Origin of the sequence: Pseudomonas sp. TH07 (genome assembly GCF_016651285.1) — a bacterium.
In the GTDB taxonomy this organism is placed as follows: Bacteria; Pseudomonadota; Gammaproteobacteria; order Pseudomonadales; family Pseudomonadaceae; genus Aquipseudomonas.
Genome location: NZ_JAEKED010000001.1, coordinates 6,280,572 through 6,299,117, shown reverse-complemented (window position 1 = coordinate 6,299,117; position 18,546 = coordinate 6,280,572). Strand labels below are relative to the sequence as shown.

Below are 18,546 nucleotides of genomic sequence, written 5' to 3'. Positions count from 1 at the left end.
CGCATCAATTCCCCTGAAAGATTCCCCGCCCACTCAGGCGCTGCCGATCATGGCTGCGGGTGAAGTCCTGCGCCGGCCCTTTGGGCACGATGCCGGTCGGGTTGATGGTGCGGTGGCTGGCGTAGTAATGACCCTTGATATGGGTGAAGTCCACGGTCTCGCCAATCCCCGGCCATTGGTACATTTCCCTGAGCCAGTTCGACAGGTTCGGGTAGTCGGCAATACGCCGCAGGTTGCATTTGAAGTGGCTGTAATACACCGCGTCGAAGCGAATCAGCGTGGTGAACAAGCGCACATCGGCCTCGGTCAGGTACTCGCCTGCGAGGTAACGCCGCTCTCCCAGGCGCTGCTCCAGCCAGTCGAGTTCGGCAAACACATCATCAAAAGCCTGTTCATAGGCCTGTTGTGAGGTGGCGAAGCCGGCGCGGTACACGCCGTTGTTCACCGCCGGGTAAATCCGCGCGTTCAGTTGTTCGATGTCTGCGCGCAAGGCTTCTGGATACAGGTCGAGGCGGTTGCCGGTCAGGCCGTCGAAGGCGCTGTTGAACATGCGGATGATCTCCGCCGACTCGTTGCTGACAATGCGCTGCTGCTGTTTGTCCCACAGCACCGGCACCGTGACCCGGCCGGTGTAGTGGGGATCCTCAGCGGTATAGCGCTGGTGCATGTAGGTCAGGTGATCCAGCGAGTCGCCACTGGAGCCGTGGCTCTGGTCGAAGGTCCAACCGTTTTCCAGCATCAGCCAACTGACGACGGAGACGTCGATCAGGCTTTCCAGGCCTTTGAGCTTGCGCAGGATCAGGGTGCGGTGGGCCCAGGGGCAGGCCAGGGATACATAGAGGTGATAGCGCCCGGCCTCGGCCGCAAAGCCGCCTTCACCGCTGGGGCCAGGCGCGCCGTCGGCCGTGACCCAGTTGCGGCGTTGCGCCTGTTCGCGCTGGAAGGCGCCGTCTTTGCTGCTTTCGTACCACTGGTCGTGCCAGCGCCCTTCAATCAGCAGGCCCATCGAATTCTCCTCGGCTGTTTTGCGTTGGAGTGCAGTCTATTCCGATGAGTTCGAACAAAAAGCGCAAAGCTTGCGTGTATATGATCGATTAAATCGATTTGTTTCGCGCATCCCAGAACCGCTGCGCCTGCTCGAAGGCTTGCTCGCGCGGTGTACCCAGGCCGCGCAGGGCCAGGGCCATGGTGGCGATTAGGGCCAGTTGCGGGTAGCTGTCGACCACCTCGCCACGCCACACCGCGAGCAACTGCTGCGGATCGAGGCTGGCGGGCTTTACATGGCGCTGGGCCGAGAGTGCCGGCCATTCTTCATCCCAGCTGACGCCGCCGGTGGTGCCGTAAAGGTGGCAGGGGCTGTCGGGGTTGACTTCGATTTCGCCGCCATCGCCCTTGATCACGATCACGTTATCCCCCAGCAAGCCGCTGGCATCGCGGTGCACGCCCTGGTAGCCGGGGTGGAAGATGCTTTGCAGGCCGCAACGTGCGCCCAGCGGGTTGAGGATGCGTGCCAGGGAATGGATCGGCGAGCGCAGGCCGAGGATGTTGCGCAGGTCGATCATTCGCTGTAGCTGCGGCGCCCAGGCACCCAGCGGGATAAAGGCCAGGTTGCCGTGGTCCAGGGCCTGGCTCACCGCCTGCCAGTCATGGCACAGGGGAATGCCCAGGGGCTCCAGCAGTTGTTCGGTATACAAGCGCCCGGCGGTGTGCGCGCCGCCGCCATGCAACAGGATGCGCACGCCGTTCTGCGCCAGGCATTTGGCCGCCAGCAGGTACCAGGGCAGATGGCGTTTTTTACCGGCGTAGGTCGGCCAATCCAGATCGAGGCGGATCGCCGGGGCATTCAGGCGCTCACGCAGGGCCAGGGTGAAGCCGGCCAGTTCTTCCGGGCTTTCCTCTTTGTGCCGCAGAAGCATCAGGAAAGCACCGAGCTGGGTGTCTTCGACCTTGCCGTCGAGCAGCATGCCCATGGCTTCCCGGGCTTCTTCACCGGTCAGGCTGCGGGCGCCGCGCTTGCCTTTGCCCAGGATCCGTACGAACGGGGCAAATGGATGCTCGGCCGGGGTTTCGGTGATCAGCGCAGGGGATTGGTTCATAAGCAATTGGTCGGCTTCGGCAGGCCCGCCAGCTTGGCGGCAAGTTTGGCGGGAGTGCCGTTGAACAGGCGGTTCAGGTGCAGGCTGTTGCCCTTGTCCGGGCCCAGCTTCATGGCGGTGTATTTGATCAGCGGGCGGGTGGCCGGCGATAGCTGGAATTGGCCATGGAAATCGCGCAGCAGCTCAAGGATCTCCCAGTGCTCGGGGCTCAGTTCAATGCCTTCGACCGCCGCCAGGGCGCTGGCCACTTGCGGCGACCAGTCGGCCAGGTCGAGCAGGTAGCCGTCCTTGTCCAGGGCGATGCTGCGGGTGCCTACGGTGAGCGCATTCATAGCCAGCTGTTGACCTTGGCGTGCTGGATCGACAGGTCGACAAAGGCCGGGTAATCGATGGCCGTGGCCCAGGCCGGTGCGGCAAGGCCACGGGCTTGCAGGTCTTCAGCCAGGACGAACACCTGCAACGCCTCGGCACGGCCCTGCAAGTGGGCAAAGGGAGCGCTGCCAGGTTGTAGCGCGTACACCGCGTCGCCGCACAGCAGCAGCGCGTCCCGCGCACCCAGCAGGCGCAGGCAGCTGTCGAGGCGAGTGTCGGTGAAGGGCGAGTGGGACAACACATGCAAGGTCGACATCAGAGGGTAATCACTTGGTCGTAACGATCGATAAGCGCACTCAGTTGCGCGGTTTCCAGCAACTGGACCTCATCCAGGCCCAGGTCCTGCGGATCCAGGCCGCGCTCGGCGATGCTGAAACCACAGGCAAACACTTGGTCCACGCCAAACAGCGACAGGGCCTGCAGGTTGGCGCTCAGGTCCTTCTGATGCAGGGTTGCGGCGTGTTGCCGGGGCGCCAGTTGCCATACGCCGTCATCCAGGAACAGCAGGCCGATGGGCAGATCAAAGGCGCCGCCGGCCAGGACGATATCCAGCGCCTCGCGGGCGCCGGGGCCGGACCAGGGCGCCTGGCGGCTGATAATCAGCAGGGACTTGGGCATTTCAAGGCCCTCCAAAGCAGATCAGGCGATCGGCAGCTTGCGCCGCATCGTGCAATTGGCCGAGGCCGGACAACTCCCACGGCGCTTCGAGGTTGACCGCCGAGCGCTGATAACGCTGGGCTTCCTCAGCGTTCAGCACCCCGCGCCGCAGGGCCGCGGCAATGCACACCACGGCATCCAACTGATGGGTGGTCACCAGCTCGCGCCATTGGCGGGGCAGGTCCTGCTCATCCTGGGGGGTGACAATTGTGTTCGAGGCGCTGTACACGCCGTCCTGATAAAAAAACAGCCGGACAATCTCGTGCCCCCCGGCCAGCGCCGCTTGGGTGAACAGCAGGGCGCGACGCGAAGAGGGCTCGTGGGCGGCGCAGAACAGGGCTATGGCGAACTTCATGACGGACTCGGTCGGCAAATCTGGCGCAATGATAAAGCTTTATCGAGAGATGGGCTAAACCCGTTTTCTCGCGCGGCGCTGGGCCGGGGCAGGCCTCGACATACCGGGTAACGCATCGGCCGGCCCAAACCGGTCCGCGCTCGATAAACTCGCCCGCTGAAAAAACCAATCGATGACAAGGAGTGCGAGATGCAGGAACTCAAAGGTGCAGTGGTCGTGGTCACCGGTGCCGGTCGCGGCCTGGGGGCGGCCCTGGCGATCAGCCTGGCGGACCTGGGGTGCAAGCTGGTGCTGTGCGGACGCAGCGCCCATGCCCTGGCTGAAGTCGGGGCCATAATCGAGGCCCGTGGCGGCCTGGCGACCGAGCAAGTGGTGCTCGACCTCGCCGACACCGCCAGCGTCAGCGCGGCCCTGGCCAGCATCGAGCAGCGCCAGCCGCAGATCGACATCCTGATCAACAACGGCGCCATGTGGCTGGAGGCCAGCGAGCAACCCCACAGCGCCGCCGAAGTCAGCGGGGTGATCAATGCCGCCCTGACCGGAACCTTCCTTCTGACCCAGGGCCTGCTGCCGGCACTCAAGGCGTCCAGCCGCCCGGATGTGGTCACCATCGGCTCCATCAGCGGCCTGCCCAACGCGCCGCTGCACAGCGTGTCGTTGCCGTTCTATGCCGCCAAGCACGGGCAACTGGCGCTGGCCGATGGCCTGCGGCAGATGCTGGTCGGCACGCCACTGCGCTCGCTGTGCGTGCACCCGCCGTATCTTGAGGATATTTCGCCGCTGGACCCGCAATGGGCGCAGGTGCCTGAGCGGACCAAGGGCCAGCAGGGCACTAATCGGGATGTGGTCGAGGCGGTGGTTTTCGCCCTGACCCGGCCACGGCACATCAGCCTGTCGTCGATCGTCATCGATACCGACAACGGCGGCGTGTTCAGCTAAGCCCCTGGGCTATAGGCCGCGTGTTTCAGCGCGGCATATAGCCCAGTTGCCAGCGATGAGGGATCTTCAGCGAAGCGATCCCCAGCATCGCCGACACGCCGCCACTGACCAGCAGCGCCTTGATGCCCAGTTGGTGCTCCAGCAGCGCGCCGATCACCGCACCGACCAGCATCCCGGTCCAGGGCACCAGTTGCACCCGCCAGCCATTGCGTCGCTCGCCGAGCATCCAGCGTCCCAGGCCCCGGCCGAAGCGCGACAGGGCTCCGGTGACATAGGTCAGGCCCACGGGCAGGCCGTTCACTTCTTCCACTGCCGCGTTGAGCATGCCCATGGCCACGATGGCGGCCAGCAAGGCCGGCAGGTGATTGGCGAACGGCCAGGCCGCGGCCGCGCAGAGCAGGGTGGCGATGCACAGCAGCAGGGGCAGGGCGCGGCGTCCGCCCAGGCGACTGACGACGATGCCCAGGGCGTTACCGGCAATAAAGGTGGCGATGCACAACGTCAGGCGCAGGGTCAGGCCCATGTCGCCATCGCTGATGGCCACGGCCAGGCGTGTGGTGTTGCCGCTCATGAAGGACACGAAGTCGCCGGTGGCCATAAAACCGATGGCGTCGGTCATGCCCGCCAGCACCGACAGGCTGGCCACCAGGCCGAGGCCGATCCGCCCGCGCCATTTGCGGGTATTGAGCAAACCTGGGTGAGTACGCGGTGTGGGCGGCGATGGCAGCATCAGTAGGCTCTCATGGGCGGTGAAGGTGTCAGAACCGGTTCACGATCGACTGCGCTTGGCTCATGCGGCGTTAAAAAGAGCTGAGCGTCGCTCGCCAGATCATCAACAGGTTGTCAGTTCGGGCTATCCAGGCCATGCAACTGGCAATATTCGGCCCAGTCCATGCCGGCCATCTCGGCCACCTCCTTGTGCACTTCCAGGCGCTGGGCCTGGAAATCTTCGGCGCTGGCGGCGGTCAGTTGCAAACTCAGTTCCCAGGCAAACAAACCCAGGCGCTCGGCTTCGGCTTCAAAGGCTTCATGCAGGCGTTCGTCGCGGTACTGCTCGGGCGTCTCGCCCTTGACCTGGGCTTCAAGCGGATTGAGCTTGTCCAGTGCTTCGCGCAGTTCGGGGCGCGCGGCGAGAAATCTTTCCAGGGCTATTTCGTGGTGCGGGGCATTGGCGGGCATCGGGGCTCCTTGAGGGGAACGGGCAGCCTTCAGGCATCAAGCCTGGGGCAGGGGATGTTCGGGCATTTCACTGCGTATCTGTTGCAGATCCTTGTGCGGGATCACGTAGGTGCGGGCGAGCATATCGCCTATTCGCTGGCAGCGGCTTGATTCCGCGCAGGCCATCAGCGGGACAAAGGCGAAAGCGGCCTCCAGATAGCGGGTGGCGCCTCTGATCAGTACCTGGATCAGCGTCGGTGGCGCCCCGGCGGCGTTGATCACCACCAGGCCCAGGGCGCTTTTGCCGGGCGTCCGGCCCTTGAAGAAATACTCCCAGGCCACGAAGTACAAGGGCCAGACCAACATGAACAACATCGAATGGAGGTAGGGCTCCAGCCCCGTCTGTTGCTCGAGGTCGAGCAAGCGTCTGACCGGCTGCAATGCCAGCACCCCGTGCAGGCTCAGCGACAGGAGCAAATACGCCGCCAGCGCCAGCACCTGGTCGAGCATGAAGGCGGCGGCGCGGCGCAGGATCAGTTGGGTTCTTGAGACTTCCATGGTCGATTCCAAAGTTTTTTCCATCACATCGGGCGCAGTGTAATCCCCGCAGGGCGGGGTGTCGCAGTGGTTTTGGCGGGGGACGGCTTTCGGTGAAAATACCTGTGCCTCAAAATAGTGCGAACCTTTTGCATCTCCCCGGACTCGAAGCGTTTCCTGAATCATTTGCCTTCTAACAGGGAGATTTGAAAAGCGATGTCAAACGTATTCGGAACCGCACTCAAGGGCTCTATCCTGGCCTTCCTGGCCCTGCCTGCCGCCGCGATCGCCGCGCCTGATACGGGCCCGATCTCGACGTTCGGGATCCTCGGCAGCTACAACGATTTCAAGCTCGAAGGCGGCAGCGACAGCCAGAAGGATCACCTGCCGGAGGGTGGCCTGTTCTATAACTTCGGCAACAAAATGACCGCCGAATCGGGTTTTATCTACCAGGCCGGGGTCGACGCCAAATTCGGCAAGAAGGACGACAACAAGCTCAAGGAAGGGCAGGCCGACCTCGACCTTGGCTGGCGTGCCGCGCTGGATGCGCGCAACTTCGTCGATGTGCTGGTGGGCGGCGGCTACAGCTGGACCCGTTACGAGCCAGAGATCGACGACTACGACACCAAGCTCACCACCAAGTCGCCGTTCGCCAAGGCGGCCATCGGTTACAACCATCAGTTCGATGACATGACCATGCGCGTCGAACTGGGTGCGCGGCGCACCATCGACGGCAAGGTCAAGCTCAAGGTCGACGATGTCGGCAGCGACACCGTGGACCTCAAGGACCGCACCAACCCTTACGCCGAAGTCAGCCTGCTGATGAACCAGAAAGGCTCGCTGCCGGTGATGGCCGGTGTGTATTACACCCGCACCGAATACAAGCTGGACCAGGATTCGGACGTGGCCGACAACACCAAGCTCAAGCGTGACGAGTACGGGGTGAAGGTCGGTATCGCCTTCTAGGCCTGCCGTCCCCAGTCAGTGCCACCGGCACTGGCGCGCGCAATGCCGCCAGTGTCGGCTGCCTGGCTACAGCAGTTTCCAGGTGTAACTGAGCAGCAGGCGGTTTTCATCGATATCGGTTCGGTAGTTGGAGCGTGCCGCCACGTTGCGCAGCTTGATCCCCAGCCCGCCCAGCAGGCCGGACTGGATCACATAGCCGATGTCCAGGTCCCGCTCCCAATCCTTGCCCTCGTAGCCCTTGCCAGTGTCGACGTTGTCACCGCGAATGTAGCGCACGGTGCTGGTCAGGCCCGGCCAGCCCATGGCGGCGAAGTCATAGTCGTAGCGTGCTTGCCATGAGCGCTCGTCGGCGTAGGCGAACTCGTAGGTCGGCACCTCGTTGCCCAGCGGCGAGATATTGGCAAACACCCGGGGGAACGAGCTGTCGCCGTACATCCCCTGATACCCCAGGTAAACGGTATGCCCGCCGCGCTTGGCCGAGAGCAGGGAAAAGAACGCGCGGTTGTCGATCCGGCCCAGCAGTTGCCGGCCTTCTTCGCTGGAATCGTAGTAACCGAGGTTGGCGCCCAGGACCCAGGAGCCCACGGGCTGACTGTGCTTGAGGCCGAGAAAGCGCTGCTGATAAATGTCTTGCAGCTGGCCGTACCAGGCACTGACCGTGGTGCGTTTGCTGTTGAAGGCATAGTCGGCACCGGCGTAGTTGAAGCCGTCGCTGCTGACCTGGCGTTGCGGTACATGGCCCAGCATGGCTTGCAGGTCGCTGTGTCCGGATTCGTTGCGCAGGCTGGTGGAGCGCAGGCGCCCGCCTTGCAGGGTCAGGCCATCAATGTCGTTGGAGGTCAGGCTGGCGCCCTGGTAGGACGGCGGCAGCAGGCGGATATCACTGAAGCTCAGCACCGGCAGGTTGGGTTGCAATTCGCCGACCCGCAGTTCGGTTTTTGCCAGCCGCAGTTTCAGCGCTGCGCCCAGGCGGCTGTAACTGTCGGCCGCTTCGCCGTCCTCCTGCACCGGCAGCAACCCGGTGTTGACCCGGCCCTTGCCGCTGTCCAGCTTCAGCCCGAGGGTGCCGATGGCATCGACCCCGACGCCGACCAGCCCCGGCGTATAGCCGGATTTGAAATTGAGGATGAAGCCTTGCGCCCATTCCTGGGCCATGGATTTTTCCGGGCCGCGAATGTCCGAATAGTCGCGGCTGAAAAAGTAGTTGCGGGCTTGCAGGGTGGCGCTGGCATCTTTGATAAAGCCGCCTTCGTCAGCCAGCAGGGACAGGGGTGCACCAAGACACAGCGCGCTGGAGACCAGCACGGTCGGGGTCATCGCAGGTTTCATTGCTTTTACTCTTATTGTTATTGAAAGCAGTTCACTGCGGCGCAGGCTAGGGGCCGGGGAGGGTGGGCAATATCCGCTTTTTGCAGACCTGTATCCGCTTTGTGCAAGGGCCGTTCGGCCCCGGGGGCGGGGATGGCTTCAGGCCTTGCCGGCGCGCAGTTCGTCAATCATGCGCAAGCAGTGGCTAAGCCCCGGCGAGACGTCGGCGACCCGGCGGCTGAGGATGATCGGCGAGGTGGCGTTGCTTTCCAGCAGGGGGCTGAAGCCGATGTCGTCGCGGTGCAGCACCTGGACCGAGGCCGGCACCAGGGTGATGCCGATCCCGGCGCCGACCAGGCCGATGGCGGTCTGCAATTCGTTGGTCCATTGGGCAATGCGCACCGTCAGGCCGTGGGAGCTGAACAGTGCAATCACATGGTCGGCGTAGCTCGGGCGCGGATTGCCGGGGTACAGCACAAAAGGCTCGTCGGCCAACTGGCTGAGGCTCACCGGCTGGCCGAGCAACGGGTGCCCGGCAGGCAGGGCGGCCACCAGCCGGTCTTCGGTCAGCACCCGCTGGACGATGGCCGGATCGTCGATACGGATCCGGCCGAAGCCGACATCGATGCGCCCGGCCTTGAGGGCTTCGACCTGTTGCAGGGTCGTCATTTCCGACAAGCCCAGCTCCAGCTCCAGGGTCTCGTCGCTGCGCAGGCGACGGATCAGTTGCGGCAGGACGCCATACAGGGTCGAAGGCGCAAAGCCGATGCCGAGCCAGGTTTTTTGCCCGAGGCCGATGCGCCGCGTGTTGTCGCAGACCTTGCCCAGCTGTTCGAGCAGCACGCTGGAGTGCTCATAGAAAAACCGTCCGGCCTCGGTCAGCCGCAGCGGCCGGCCGCGTTCGAGCAGCAGCACCCCCAGTTCCTCTTCCAGTTGCTGGATCTGCCGGCTCAGCGGCGGCTGGGCGATGTGCAGGCGCTCGGCGGCCTTGGTGAAGTTCAGGGTCTGACCCAGCACCTGGAAGTAACGCAGATGACGCAGCTCCATACCGCCTCCGAGGAAAATCTTGAATACCTTTAAGGTATCGAACCAGACCAATTCTATATTGGAACCCCAGAAAAAGCCGTACCAGAATCGGCTGCATAACTTCAAGAACCTGACGGGTATGGAAATGCTTTCTTCTGCCATTGAATCGATCGAGACGATCATCGTCGATCTGCCGACTATTCGTCCGCACAAGCTGGCGATGCACACCATGCAGAACCAGACCCTGGTGCTGATCCGCCTGCGTTGCGCCGACGGCATCGAAGGCATTGGCGAATCCACCACCATCGGCGGCCTGGCCTACGGCAATGAAAGCCCGGACAGCATCAAGACCAATATCGATCGTTTCTTCACCCCGTTGCTGGTCGGCCAGGACAGCAGCAACGTCAACGCCGCCATGCTGCGCCTGGAGCGCAGCATCCGTGGCAACACCTTCGCCAAATCCGGTATTGAAACCGCCTTGCTCGACGCCCAGGGCAAGCGCCTCGGGCTGCCGGTCAGCGAGTTGCTCGGTGGCCGGGTGCGCGACGCCTTGCCGGTGGCCTGGACCCTGGCCAGCGGCGACACCGCCAAGGACATCGCCGAAGCGGAAAAAATGCTCGACCTGCGCCGCCACCGCATCTTCAAGCTGAAGATCGGCGCCGGTGAAGTCGACCGCGACCTGGCCCACGTGATCGCCATCAAGAAAGCCCTGGGCGACCGTGCCAGCGTGCGGGTCGACGTCAACCAGGCCTGGGATGAAGCGGTCGCGGTGCGCGCCTGCCGGATCCTCGGCAACAACGGCATCGACCTGATCGAACAACCCATCTCGCGCAACAACCGCTCCGGCATGGTCCGCCTCAACGCCATCAGCCCGGCACCGATCATGGCCGATGAATCCATCGAATGCGTGGAAGACGCCTTCAACCTGGCCCGCGAAGGCGCGGCGTCGGTGTTTGCCCTGAAGATCGCCAAAAACGGCGGCCCTCGTGCGGTCCTGCGCACGGCGGCCATTGCCGAGGCGGCGGGCATCGGCCTGTATGGCGGCACCATGCTTGAAGGCGGGATCGGCACCCTGGCCTCGGCCCATGCCTTCCTGACCCTGAGCAAACTGAGCTGGGACACCGAGCTGTTCGGCCCGCTGCTGCTGACCGAAGACATTCTCAGCGAGCCACCGGTGTACCGCGATTTCCAGCTGCATGTATCGAACGCGCCGGGCCTGGGCCTGAGCCTGGACGAAGAGCGCCTGGCGTTCTTCCGCCGCGATAAAACCTCCACCCTTCATACTGCCTGAGGAGAGCGCCATGCTATTCCACGTCAAAATGACCGTGAACCTTCCGCTCGACATGAACCCCGAACGCGCCGCGCAGCTCAAGGCCGACGAAAAGGCCCTGGCCCAGCGCCTGCAGGATCAGGGCAAGTGGCGCCACCTGTGGCGCATTGCCGGCCTGTATGCCAACTACAGCGTGTTCGATGTCGACAGCGTGCAGGAACTGCACGATCTACTGATGCAACTGCCGCTGTATCCGTACATGGCTATCGAAGTCAACGCCATGTGCAGGCATCCTTCGTCCATCCGTGAGGACGATCGCTGAGTCGCTGGTCAGTCTGAGAACCACTCTAATAAATACAAGATGAGGAACAATCATGAACGTCAGAATTTCCCACACTGCCGATGCCCAGAAGTTTCTTGAAGAAGCCAGCGGCCAGTTCACCGAAGGCGGCAACCCACGGGCCAAGGCGCTGATCTACCGGATCCTGCGCGACTCGGTGAACATCATCGAAGACCTGGACGTGACCCCGGAAGAGTTCTGGAAGGCCGTCAACTACCTCAACGTCCTGGGCGCACGCCAGGAAGCCGGGCTGCTGGCCGCAGGCCTGGGCCTGGAACACTACCTGGACCTGCTGATGGACGCCGCCGACGAACAGGCCGGCAAAAGCGGTGGCACCCCGCGCACCATCGAAGGCCCGCTGTATGTGGCCGGCGCGCCCCTGACCCAGGGTGAGGCGCGGCTTGACGACGGCGTCGACCCGGGCGTGGTGCTGTTCATGCGCGGCCAGGTCAAGAACACCGCTGGCGAACCGCTGGCCGGCGCCATTGTCGACGTCTGGCATGCCAACACCGGCGGCACCTATTCCTACTTCGATGACAGCCAGTCGGAATTCAACCTGCGCCGGCGCATCGTCACCGACGCCGAAGGCCGCTATCGCTTCCGCAGCATCGTGCCGTCGGGTTACGGTTGCCCGCCGGACGGTCCAACCCAGCAGCTGCTCGACCAACTGGGCCGCCATGGCCAGCGTCCGGCGCATATCCACTTCTTTATCTCGGCCGATGACCATCGCCATTTGACCACCCAGATCAACCTGGATGGCGATGAATACCTGCACGACGACTTCGCCTATGCCACTCGCGACGAGCTGATCGCCCAGATCACCTTCAGTGAAGACCAGGCGCGGGCCCAGGCCCTGGGCGTCAGCGGGCGCTTTGCCGAAATCGAGTTCGACTTCACCCTGCAGTCCTCGGCCCAGCCGGACGAGCAGCAGCGCATGGAGCGAGTACGCGCCCTGGAAGACTGATAAAGGGTGTGCTGATGTTTCCAAACCACGGGATGACCTAGCGGCTGTCCCGTGGTTTTTGGCATTGTGGCAAGCGTTGCGTGATGGGCCAGCGGTGGCGATCGATCACCGTCCGATAATAACAATCAGAGTGACCGGGTTATGGAAACGCATCTGTTGAGTGAGCGCAGTAGGGTGTTTGTGCACGCCGATCCCTATGCGGTATCCGGCTATGTGAACCAGCACGTGGGCAACCATTGCATCCGCCTGCCCAAGTCCGGCAGCCCCCAGGCCAGCCTCAATCACCGCCAGTTCGCCAGCCTCGACCTGTGCAGCATCAGCTACGGCGGCAGCGTACGCGTGACCTCGCCGGCGCTGGAAACCATCTACCACCTGCAAGTGCTGCTGCGCGGCCATTGCCTGTGGCGTGGCCATCGCCAGGAACATTACTTCGCCCCTGGGGAGTTGCTGCTGATCAACCCCGATGATCCGGTGGACCTGACGTATTCCGACGATTGCGAAAAATTCATCATCAAGATGCCCACCCGCCTGCTCGAATCGGTATGCCAGGAACAGCGCTGGCTGTATCCGGGGCAGGGCGTGCGCTTCCTGGAAAACCGCTACCAGTTGCATGAGCTGGAGGGCTTCATCCATCTGTTGAGCATGGTCTGCCGTGAAGCCGAGGCTGCCGAGCGCATGCCCAGGGTGCAGGAGCACTATGCGCAGATCGTGGTAAGCAAGATGCTCAGCCTGATGAAAACCAATGTCCGGCGCGCAGGGCTGGGTTCGTCTTCGGCGACCTTTGAGCTGATTGCCGATTACATCGAGAACAACCTCAAGCAAGACATCGGCTGCGAAGAACTGGCGCAGCAGGCGCAGATGAGCCTGCGTTCGCTGTACGGCCTGTTCGAACGTAACGCCCGCACCACGCCCAAACACTACATCCGCCAGAAGAAACTGGAACGGGTCAACGCCTGCCTCAGCGACCCCAGCTGCAACGTGCGCAACGTCACCGAACTGGCGATGGATTTCGGTTTTCTGCACCTGGGACGCTTCTCCGAAAACTACCGCAAGCAATTCGGCGAACTGCCTTCCGATACCCTCAAGCGCCGGCATTGATCCGCCTGGCGATGCCTTCCCCTGAATAACGCGGCGCCCTTGCCGGCCCGCGTAGCTTCGTGCCTCGGCGGCGGCTACAGACCGGTGTAGCCGCCGCAGGCTCGGGCCGCGTTCGGACGCTGGCCCTCAACAGCGCCGGTGATCCAGCTGAATAACGCGGCGCCTTTGCCGGCCAGCGCAGCCTCGCGCCTCGGCAGCGGCTACAGGGATTTGCACAAAACGGATAGTGGTCTGCAGCCAGTGGATATTGCGTCCACCCCCCGCGTCCTAGGATGAGCCTGCCTGAATAAAAACAATGGAGGCGGCGGCCATGTCCCTGCGACCCGAATACCTTCACTCCCTGCTTGAAGAAGATAAAGAGCAGGGCGTCTACCGCTGCAAGCGGGAGATGTTCACCGACCCTCGTCTGTTCGATCTGGAGATGCAGCACATCTTCGAAGGCAACTGGCTGTACCTCGCCCACGAGAGCCAGATCCCCAACAACAACGATTACTACACCACCACCATGGGCCGCCAATCGATCTTCATCGCGCGCAACAAGGAGGGGGAGCTCAACGCCTTTATCAACGCCTGCAGTCATCGCGGCGCCATGCTGTGCCGGCACAAGACCGGCAACAAATCCTCCTACACCTGCCCGTTCCACGGCTGGACCTTCAACAACTCCGGCAAGCTGCTCAAGGTCAAGGACCCGGCTGCCGCGGGCTACCCCTCGAGTTTCAACTGCGAAGGCTCCCATGATTTGACCAAGGTCGCGCGTTTCGAGTCCTACCGCGGCTTCCTGTTCGGCAGCCTCAAGGCCGACGTGCTGCCCCTGGTGGAGCACCTGGGGGAGTCGGCAAAGATCATCGACATGATCGTCGACCAGTCCGCCGACGGCCTGGAAGTGCTGCGCGGCTCCTCGAGCTACATCTACGAAGGCAACTGGAAACTCACCGCTGAAAACGGCGCCGACGGCTACCACGTCAGCTCGGTGCACTGGAATTACGCCGCCACCCAGAACCAGCGCAAGCAGCGCGAGGCCGGCGAAGACATCCGCACCATGAGCGCTGGCAGCTGGGCCAAGCAGGGCGGCGGTTTCTACTCCTTCGACAAGGGCCACATGCTGCTCTGGACCCGCTGGTCCAACCCCGAGGATCGCCCGCTGTACGAGCGCCGTGACGAGCTGGCCCAGGACTTCGGCCAGGCCCGTGCCGACTGGATGATCGAGAACTCGCGCAACCTGTGCCTGTACCCCAACGTCTACCTGATGGACCAGTTCAGCTCGCAGATCCGCATCGCCCGGCCGATCTCCGTGGACCGCACCGAAATCACCATCTACTGCATCGCGCCCAAGGGCGAAAGCGACCACGCCCGCTCCAGTCGGATTCGCCAGTACGAAGACTTCTTCAACGTCAGCGGCATGGCCACCCCCGATGACCTCGAAGAATTCCGCTCCTGCCAGATGGGCTACCAGGGCAGCACCACGGCCTGGAACGATATGTCCCGGGGTGCCGAACACTGGGTCGAAGGCCCGGACGCGGCGGCGCAAGAGATCGACCTCAAGCCCATCCTCAGCGGCGTGCGCACCGAAGACGAAGGCCTGTTCGTGATGCAGCACAAGTACTGGCAGGAAACCATGCTCCGCGCCCTGGCGGCCGACGAGTCGCGCAAGATCGCCGTGGAGGCCGTGCAATGAGCATTTCCTATGAGGCCGTGCGCGACTTCCTGTACCGCGAAGCCCGTTACCTGGACGACAAGGACTGGGACAGCTGGCTGGAACTCTATGCCGCCGACGCTACCTTCTGGATGCCGTCCTGGGACGATAACGACCAACTCACCGAAGACCCGCAGCGGGAAATCTCGCTGATCTGGTACGGCAACCGCTGCGGCCTCGAAGACCGCGTGTTCCGGATCAAGACCGAGCGCTCCAGCGCGAGCATTCCCGACACCCGCACCTCGCACAACCTGAGCAATATCGAGCTGCTGGAGCAGGGCGACGGCCTGTGCCGCGTGCGCTTCAACTGGCACACCCTGAGCTTTCGCTACAAGACCGTGGACAGCTACTTCGGCAGCAGTTTCTACACCCTGGATGTGCGCGGCGACCACCCGCTGATCCTGGCCAAGAAGGTCATCCTGAAGAACGATTACGTTCGTCAGGTCGTCGATTTCTACCACCTCTGAGGCGACTGCCATGACTCATCAAATCGCACTCAACTTCGAAGACGGGGTGACCCGCTTCGTCGCCGCCAACGCCGGGGAAACCGTGGCCGACGCAGCTTATCGGCAAGGCATCAACATCCCCCTGGATTGCCGCGACGGCGCCTGCGGCACCTGCAAATGCTTCGCCGAGGCCGGGCGCTACGACCTGGGCGAGGACTACATCGATGACGCCTTGACCGCGGACGAAGCCGAGCAGGGTTTTGTCCTCACCTGCCAGATGCGCGCCTTGAGCGATTGCGTGGTGCGGGTGCCGGCGTCGTCCCAGGTGTGCCGCGCTGCCCAGGCGACCTTTACCGCCAGCATCAGCGCGGTGCGCCAGCTATCCGACAGCACCATTGCCCTGTCGATCAAGGGCGAGGCCTTGAGCAAGCTGGCGTTCCTCCCGGGGCAGTACGTGAACCTTGCGGTGCCGGGCAGCGAGCAGAGCCGTGCCTATTCCTTCAGCTCCCTGCAGCGTGATGGCGAGGTCAGCTTTCTGATTCGCAATGTGCCTGGCGGGCTGATGAGCAGCTTCCTTACCGGGCGGGCCTTGGCCGGCGACAGCATGAGCCTGGCCGGCCCTCTGGGCAGTTTCTACCTGCGCGACATCCGCCGGCCGTTGCTGCTGCTGGCGGGTGGCACCGGCCTTGCGCCGTTTACCGCGATGCTGGAGAAAATCGCCGAACAGGGCAGCGAGTACCCGCTGCACCTGATCTACGGCGTGACCAACGACTTCGACCTGGTGGAGCTGGACCGCCTGCAGGCCCTGGCCGCGCGCATCCCCAACTTCAGTTTCAGCGCCTGCGTGGCCAACCCCGAAAGCCGGCACCCGCTCAAGGGCTACGTGACCCAGCACATCGAGCCCCAGCACCTGAACAACGGCGATGTCGACGTCTACCTCTGCGGCCCGCCGCCGATGGTCGAGGCGGTGAGCCAGTTCATTCGCGAGCAGGGCATCGCCCCGGCGAATTTCTACTACGAAAAGTTCGCCGCCAGCGCGGCCTGAGCTTCGCGGGCGTTGCCGGCGCGGGCAGTTGGCCCGCGCCGCCGCCCGTCATTGACAGGAGGTTGCTATGCACCGATTTCACGAAAAAATCGCCCTGGTCACCGGCGCCGCCCAGGGCATCGGTCGCCGTGTGGCCGAACGCCTGGCCGCAGAGGGCGCACGGCTGATCCTGGTGGACCGCTCCGAGCTGGTGTTTGAACTGCAGGCCGAGCTGGCGCCCGAGCATCAGGTGCTGGCCCTGACCGCCGACCTTGAGCAGTACAGCGAATGCGAGCGGGTGATGGCCTCGGCGGTCGAGCGCTTCGGGCGCCTCGATGTGCTGGTCAACAATGTGGGCGGCACCATTTGGGCCAAGCCCTTCGAACACTACGAGCCGGCGCAGATCGAAGCCGAGGTCCGGCGCTCGCTGTTCCCGACCCTGTGGTGCTGCCATGCCGCGCTGCCTTACATGCTGGAGCAGGGCAGCGGCGCCATCGTCAACGTCTCGTCCATCGCCACCCGCAGCATCAACCGCGTGCCCTATGGCGCGGCCAAGGGTGGGGTAAATGCGCTCACCGCCTGCCTGGCGTTTGAAACCGCCGGCCGCGGGGTACGGGTCAATGCCACGGCCCCGGGCGGCACCGAAGCGCCGCCGCGGCGCATCCCGCGCAACAGCGCCGAGCAGAGCGCTGAGGAGAAAATCTGGTACCAGCAGATCGTCGACCAGACCGTCGGCAGCACCCTGATGAAACGCTACGGCACCATCGACGAGCAGGCGGCGGCGATCCTGTTCCTGGCCTCCGACGAGGCGTCCTACATCACTGGCATGGTCATGCCGGTAGGCGGTGGCGACCAGGGCTGACCCACGACTGCCGCACAGACTTTCGCTTTCTAAAAAAACAACAACAAGAGTCAGATGCCATGCGAAAAATAGACAGCAATCAATTGATCGACGAAGCGCGTTTCAACGCCTTCCACTGGCGGGTGCTGTTCTGGTGCGCGCTGATCATCATCTTCGACGGCTACGATCTGGTGATCTACGGCGTGGTGCTGCCGGTGCTGATGCAAGAGTGGGGATTGAGCCCCTTGCAGGCTGGGGCCCTGGGCAGCTACGCGCTGTTCGGCATGATGTTCGGCGCGCTGTTTTTCGGCTCGTTATCCGACCGCATCGGGCGCAAGAAGGTGATAGCGATCTGCGTGATCCTGTTCAGCGGCTTCACCGTGCTCAATGGGTTTGCCAGCACCCCGACCCAGTTCGGCATCTGCCGCTTTATCGCCGGCCTGGGCATCGGCGGGGTGATGCCCAATGTGGTGGCGCTGATGAGTGAATACGCGCCGAAGAAAATGCGCAGCACCCTGGTGGCGATCATGTTCAGCGGCTACTCGGTGGGCGGCATGCTGTCGGCTGGGCTGGGCATCGTACTGTTGCCGAATTTCGGCTGGCAGTCGGTGTTTTACGTGGCGGTGATTCCGTTGCTGTTACTGCCGTTGATCCTCAAGTTCTTGCCGGAGTCGGTGGGTTTCATGCTGCGCCAGGGCCGTGAGGACGAAGCGCGCCAGGTGCTGCAACGCATCGAGCCAAGCTTTGTGCCGCAAACCGGCGACGTGTTCAGCAAGGCGGCGCTCAAGGCCGACGGGGCGCCGGTGGTGCAGCTGTTTCGTGATGGCCGGGCCCTGAGCACGCTGATGCTATGGGTGGCGTTTTTCTGCTGCCTGCTGATGGTCTACGCGCTCAATTCCTGGTTGCCCAAGTTGATGGCCAGCGCCGGCTATGGCCTGGGGTCGAGCCTGATGTTCCTGCTGGTGCTGAACTTCGGCGCGATCTTCGGGGCAGTGGGCGGTGGCTGGATCGGCGACCGGCTGAACCTGCAGAAGGTGCTGGTGGCGTTTTTCGTGGTGGCCGCGCTGTCCATCAGCCTGCTGGGCTTCAAGAGCCCGACCGGGTTGCTGTACGGCTTGATCGCCATCGCCGGAGCCACCACTATCGGCACCCAGATCCTGGCCTATGCCTGTGTCGCCCAGTTCTACCCCATGGCCATTCGCTCCACCGGCCTGGGCTGGGCCTCGGGAGTGGGGCGCAGCGGGGCGATTGTCGGGCCGATCCTGGGCGGCGCTCTGGTCGCCATCGAGCTGCCGCTGCACTACAACTTCATGGCCTTTGCGATTCCGGGAGCGGTCGCGGCCCTGGCCATGTGCTTTGTCTACCCGCGCCAGGCCAGGCCCGCGCCGGTGGCTGCCGCCGGTGCGCCGTCGCTCTAGAACCTGCGGGCGAAGGAGCGCCCGCGTTGTTTTCCCCA

Annotated in this window: 22 protein-coding genes; 11 read left to right on the top strand and 11 right to left on the bottom strand. The window is 63.4% G+C overall.

What is annotated here, in order from left to right; all coding sequences use genetic code 11:
- Nucleotides 1-4 precede the first annotated feature (4 nt).
- The 6 genes from JFU57_RS28760 to tusD all read right to left on the bottom strand — a co-directional run bounded on the left by JFU57_RS28760 (nucleotide 5) and on the right by tusD (nucleotide 3,480).
- Complete coding sequence (locus tag JFU57_RS28760) at nucleotides 5-1,006, bottom strand: glutathione S-transferase family protein (protein ID WP_201131635.1); 1,002 nt, start codon at nucleotides 1,004-1,006, stop codon at nucleotides 5-7.
- 88 nt (nucleotides 1,007-1,094) lie between these two features.
- Nucleotides 1,095-2,096: a glycosyl transferase family protein gene (locus tag JFU57_RS28755; protein ID WP_201131634.1), complete on the bottom strand. Its 1,002-nt coding sequence runs from the start codon at nucleotides 2,094-2,096 to the stop codon at nucleotides 1,095-1,097.
- Nucleotides 2,093-2,428, bottom strand: coding sequence for a TusE/DsrC/DsvC family sulfur relay protein (locus tag JFU57_RS28750; protein ID WP_201131633.1), 336 nt, complete (start codon nucleotides 2,426-2,428; stop codon nucleotides 2,093-2,095). The genes JFU57_RS28755 and JFU57_RS28750 overlap by 4 nt, the downstream gene beginning before the upstream one ends.
- Entirely contained in the window at nucleotides 2,425-2,724 is a 300-nt protein-coding gene (tusB, locus tag JFU57_RS28745; RefSeq protein WP_078473572.1) for a sulfurtransferase complex subunit TusB, read from the bottom strand. The genes JFU57_RS28750 and tusB overlap by 4 nt, the downstream gene beginning before the upstream one ends.
- A complete protein-coding gene (tusC, locus tag JFU57_RS28740) occupies nucleotides 2,724-3,086 on the bottom strand; it encodes a sulfurtransferase complex subunit TusC (protein ID WP_201131632.1) in 363 nt (120 codons plus the stop codon). Before tusC ends, tusB begins: the two co-directional genes overlap by 1 nt.
- Before the next feature lies 1 nt (nucleotide 3,087).
- Nucleotides 3,088-3,480 carry a sulfurtransferase complex subunit TusD gene (tusD, locus tag JFU57_RS28735; protein WP_201131631.1) on the bottom strand — a complete coding sequence of 131 codons (393 nt, stop codon included), beginning with the start codon at nucleotides 3,478-3,480 and terminating at the stop codon, nucleotides 3,088-3,090.
- A 189-nt stretch (nucleotides 3,481-3,669) separates the two neighbouring features.
- Between tusD and JFU57_RS28730 the strand changes: the two genes are divergently transcribed.
- Nucleotides 3,670-4,419 (top strand): SDR family oxidoreductase, encoded by a 750-nt coding sequence (locus JFU57_RS28730; RefSeq protein WP_078473570.1) that lies wholly within the window; start codon nucleotides 3,670-3,672, stop codon nucleotides 4,417-4,419.
- Nucleotides 4,420-4,444: 25 nt separating this feature from the next.
- Here the strand turns inward: JFU57_RS28730 and JFU57_RS28725 are convergent, their stop codons facing one another.
- The 3 genes from JFU57_RS28725 to JFU57_RS28715 form a co-directional block, all read right to left on the bottom strand.
- Nucleotides 4,445-5,149, bottom strand: coding sequence for a YoaK family protein (locus JFU57_RS28725; RefSeq protein WP_201131630.1), 705 nt, complete (start codon nucleotides 5,147-5,149; stop codon nucleotides 4,445-4,447).
- A 113-nt stretch (nucleotides 5,150-5,262) separates the two neighbouring features.
- Entirely contained in the window at nucleotides 5,263-5,598 is a 336-nt protein-coding gene (locus tag JFU57_RS28720; RefSeq protein WP_201131629.1) for a DUF6388 family protein, read from the bottom strand.
- A gap of 36 nt (nucleotides 5,599-5,634) precedes the next feature.
- Nucleotides 5,635-6,135, bottom strand: coding sequence for an RDD family protein (locus tag JFU57_RS28715; protein ID WP_078473630.1), 501 nt, complete (start codon nucleotides 6,133-6,135; stop codon nucleotides 5,635-5,637).
- Between the two features lie 195 nt (nucleotides 6,136-6,330).
- On the opposite strand from JFU57_RS28715, the gene JFU57_RS28710 reads away from it, so the two are divergent.
- Nucleotides 6,331-7,080, top strand: a complete 750-nt coding sequence (locus JFU57_RS28710; protein ID WP_078473567.1) for an outer membrane beta-barrel protein — start codon at nucleotides 6,331-6,333, stop codon at nucleotides 7,078-7,080.
- 66 nt (nucleotides 7,081-7,146) lie between these two features.
- Here JFU57_RS28710 and JFU57_RS28705 read toward each other — a convergent pair whose 3' ends face one another.
- Together JFU57_RS28705 and JFU57_RS28700 are read right to left on the bottom strand one after the other, a co-directional pair.
- Nucleotides 7,147-8,409, bottom strand: coding sequence for an OprD family porin (locus tag JFU57_RS28705; RefSeq protein ID WP_201131628.1), 1,263 nt, complete (start codon nucleotides 8,407-8,409; stop codon nucleotides 7,147-7,149).
- A gap of 138 nt (nucleotides 8,410-8,547) precedes the next feature.
- Nucleotides 8,548-9,435, bottom strand: a complete 888-nt coding sequence (locus JFU57_RS28700; RefSeq protein WP_078474144.1) for a LysR family transcriptional regulator — start codon at nucleotides 9,433-9,435, stop codon at nucleotides 8,548-8,550.
- A gap of 124 nt (nucleotides 9,436-9,559) precedes the next feature.
- Here JFU57_RS28700 and JFU57_RS28695 point away from each other — a divergent pair, with 124 nt between their 5' ends.
- The 9 genes from JFU57_RS28695 (at nucleotide 9,560) to JFU57_RS28655 (ending at nucleotide 18,508) form a co-directional block, all read left to right on the top strand.
- Entirely contained in the window at nucleotides 9,560-10,705 is a 1,146-nt protein-coding gene (locus tag JFU57_RS28695; protein ID WP_201132224.1) for a muconate cycloisomerase family protein, read from the top strand.
- A 10-nt stretch (nucleotides 10,706-10,715) separates the two neighbouring features.
- Nucleotides 10,716-11,006, top strand: a complete 291-nt coding sequence (catC, locus tag JFU57_RS28690; RefSeq protein ID WP_078474146.1) for a muconolactone Delta-isomerase — start codon at nucleotides 10,716-10,718, stop codon at nucleotides 11,004-11,006.
- A 52-nt stretch (nucleotides 11,007-11,058) separates the two neighbouring features.
- Nucleotides 11,059-11,988, top strand: a complete 930-nt coding sequence (gene catA / locus JFU57_RS28685) for a catechol 1,2-dioxygenase (protein WP_201131627.1) — start codon at nucleotides 11,059-11,061, stop codon at nucleotides 11,986-11,988.
- A 141-nt stretch (nucleotides 11,989-12,129) separates the two neighbouring features.
- A complete protein-coding gene (locus tag JFU57_RS28680) occupies nucleotides 12,130-13,086 on the top strand; it encodes an AraC family transcriptional regulator (protein WP_020296705.1) in 957 nt (318 codons plus the stop codon).
- 310 nt (nucleotides 13,087-13,396) lie between these two features.
- Nucleotides 13,397-14,761 (top strand): benzoate 1,2-dioxygenase large subunit, encoded by a 1,365-nt coding sequence (benA, locus tag JFU57_RS28675; RefSeq protein WP_201131626.1) that lies wholly within the window; start codon nucleotides 13,397-13,399, stop codon nucleotides 14,759-14,761.
- Entirely contained in the window at nucleotides 14,758-15,246 is a 489-nt protein-coding gene (gene benB, locus JFU57_RS28670; protein ID WP_078474150.1) for a benzoate 1,2-dioxygenase small subunit, read from the top strand. Before benA ends, benB begins: the two co-directional genes overlap by 4 nt.
- 10 nt (nucleotides 15,247-15,256) lie before the next feature.
- Nucleotides 15,257-16,270, top strand: coding sequence for a benzoate 1,2-dioxygenase electron transfer component BenC (gene benC / locus JFU57_RS28665; protein WP_201131625.1), 1,014 nt, complete (start codon nucleotides 15,257-15,259; stop codon nucleotides 16,268-16,270).
- Between the two features lie 67 nt (nucleotides 16,271-16,337).
- Nucleotides 16,338-17,111, top strand: coding sequence for a 1,6-dihydroxycyclohexa-2,4-diene-1-carboxylate dehydrogenase (locus JFU57_RS28660; RefSeq protein ID WP_201131624.1), 774 nt, complete (start codon nucleotides 16,338-16,340; stop codon nucleotides 17,109-17,111).
- A 59-nt stretch (nucleotides 17,112-17,170) separates the two neighbouring features.
- Nucleotides 17,171-18,508: an MFS transporter gene (locus tag JFU57_RS28655; RefSeq protein ID WP_201131623.1), complete on the top strand. Its 1,338-nt coding sequence runs from the start codon at nucleotides 17,171-17,173 to the stop codon at nucleotides 18,506-18,508.
- Nucleotides 18,509-18,546 lie beyond the last annotated feature (38 nt).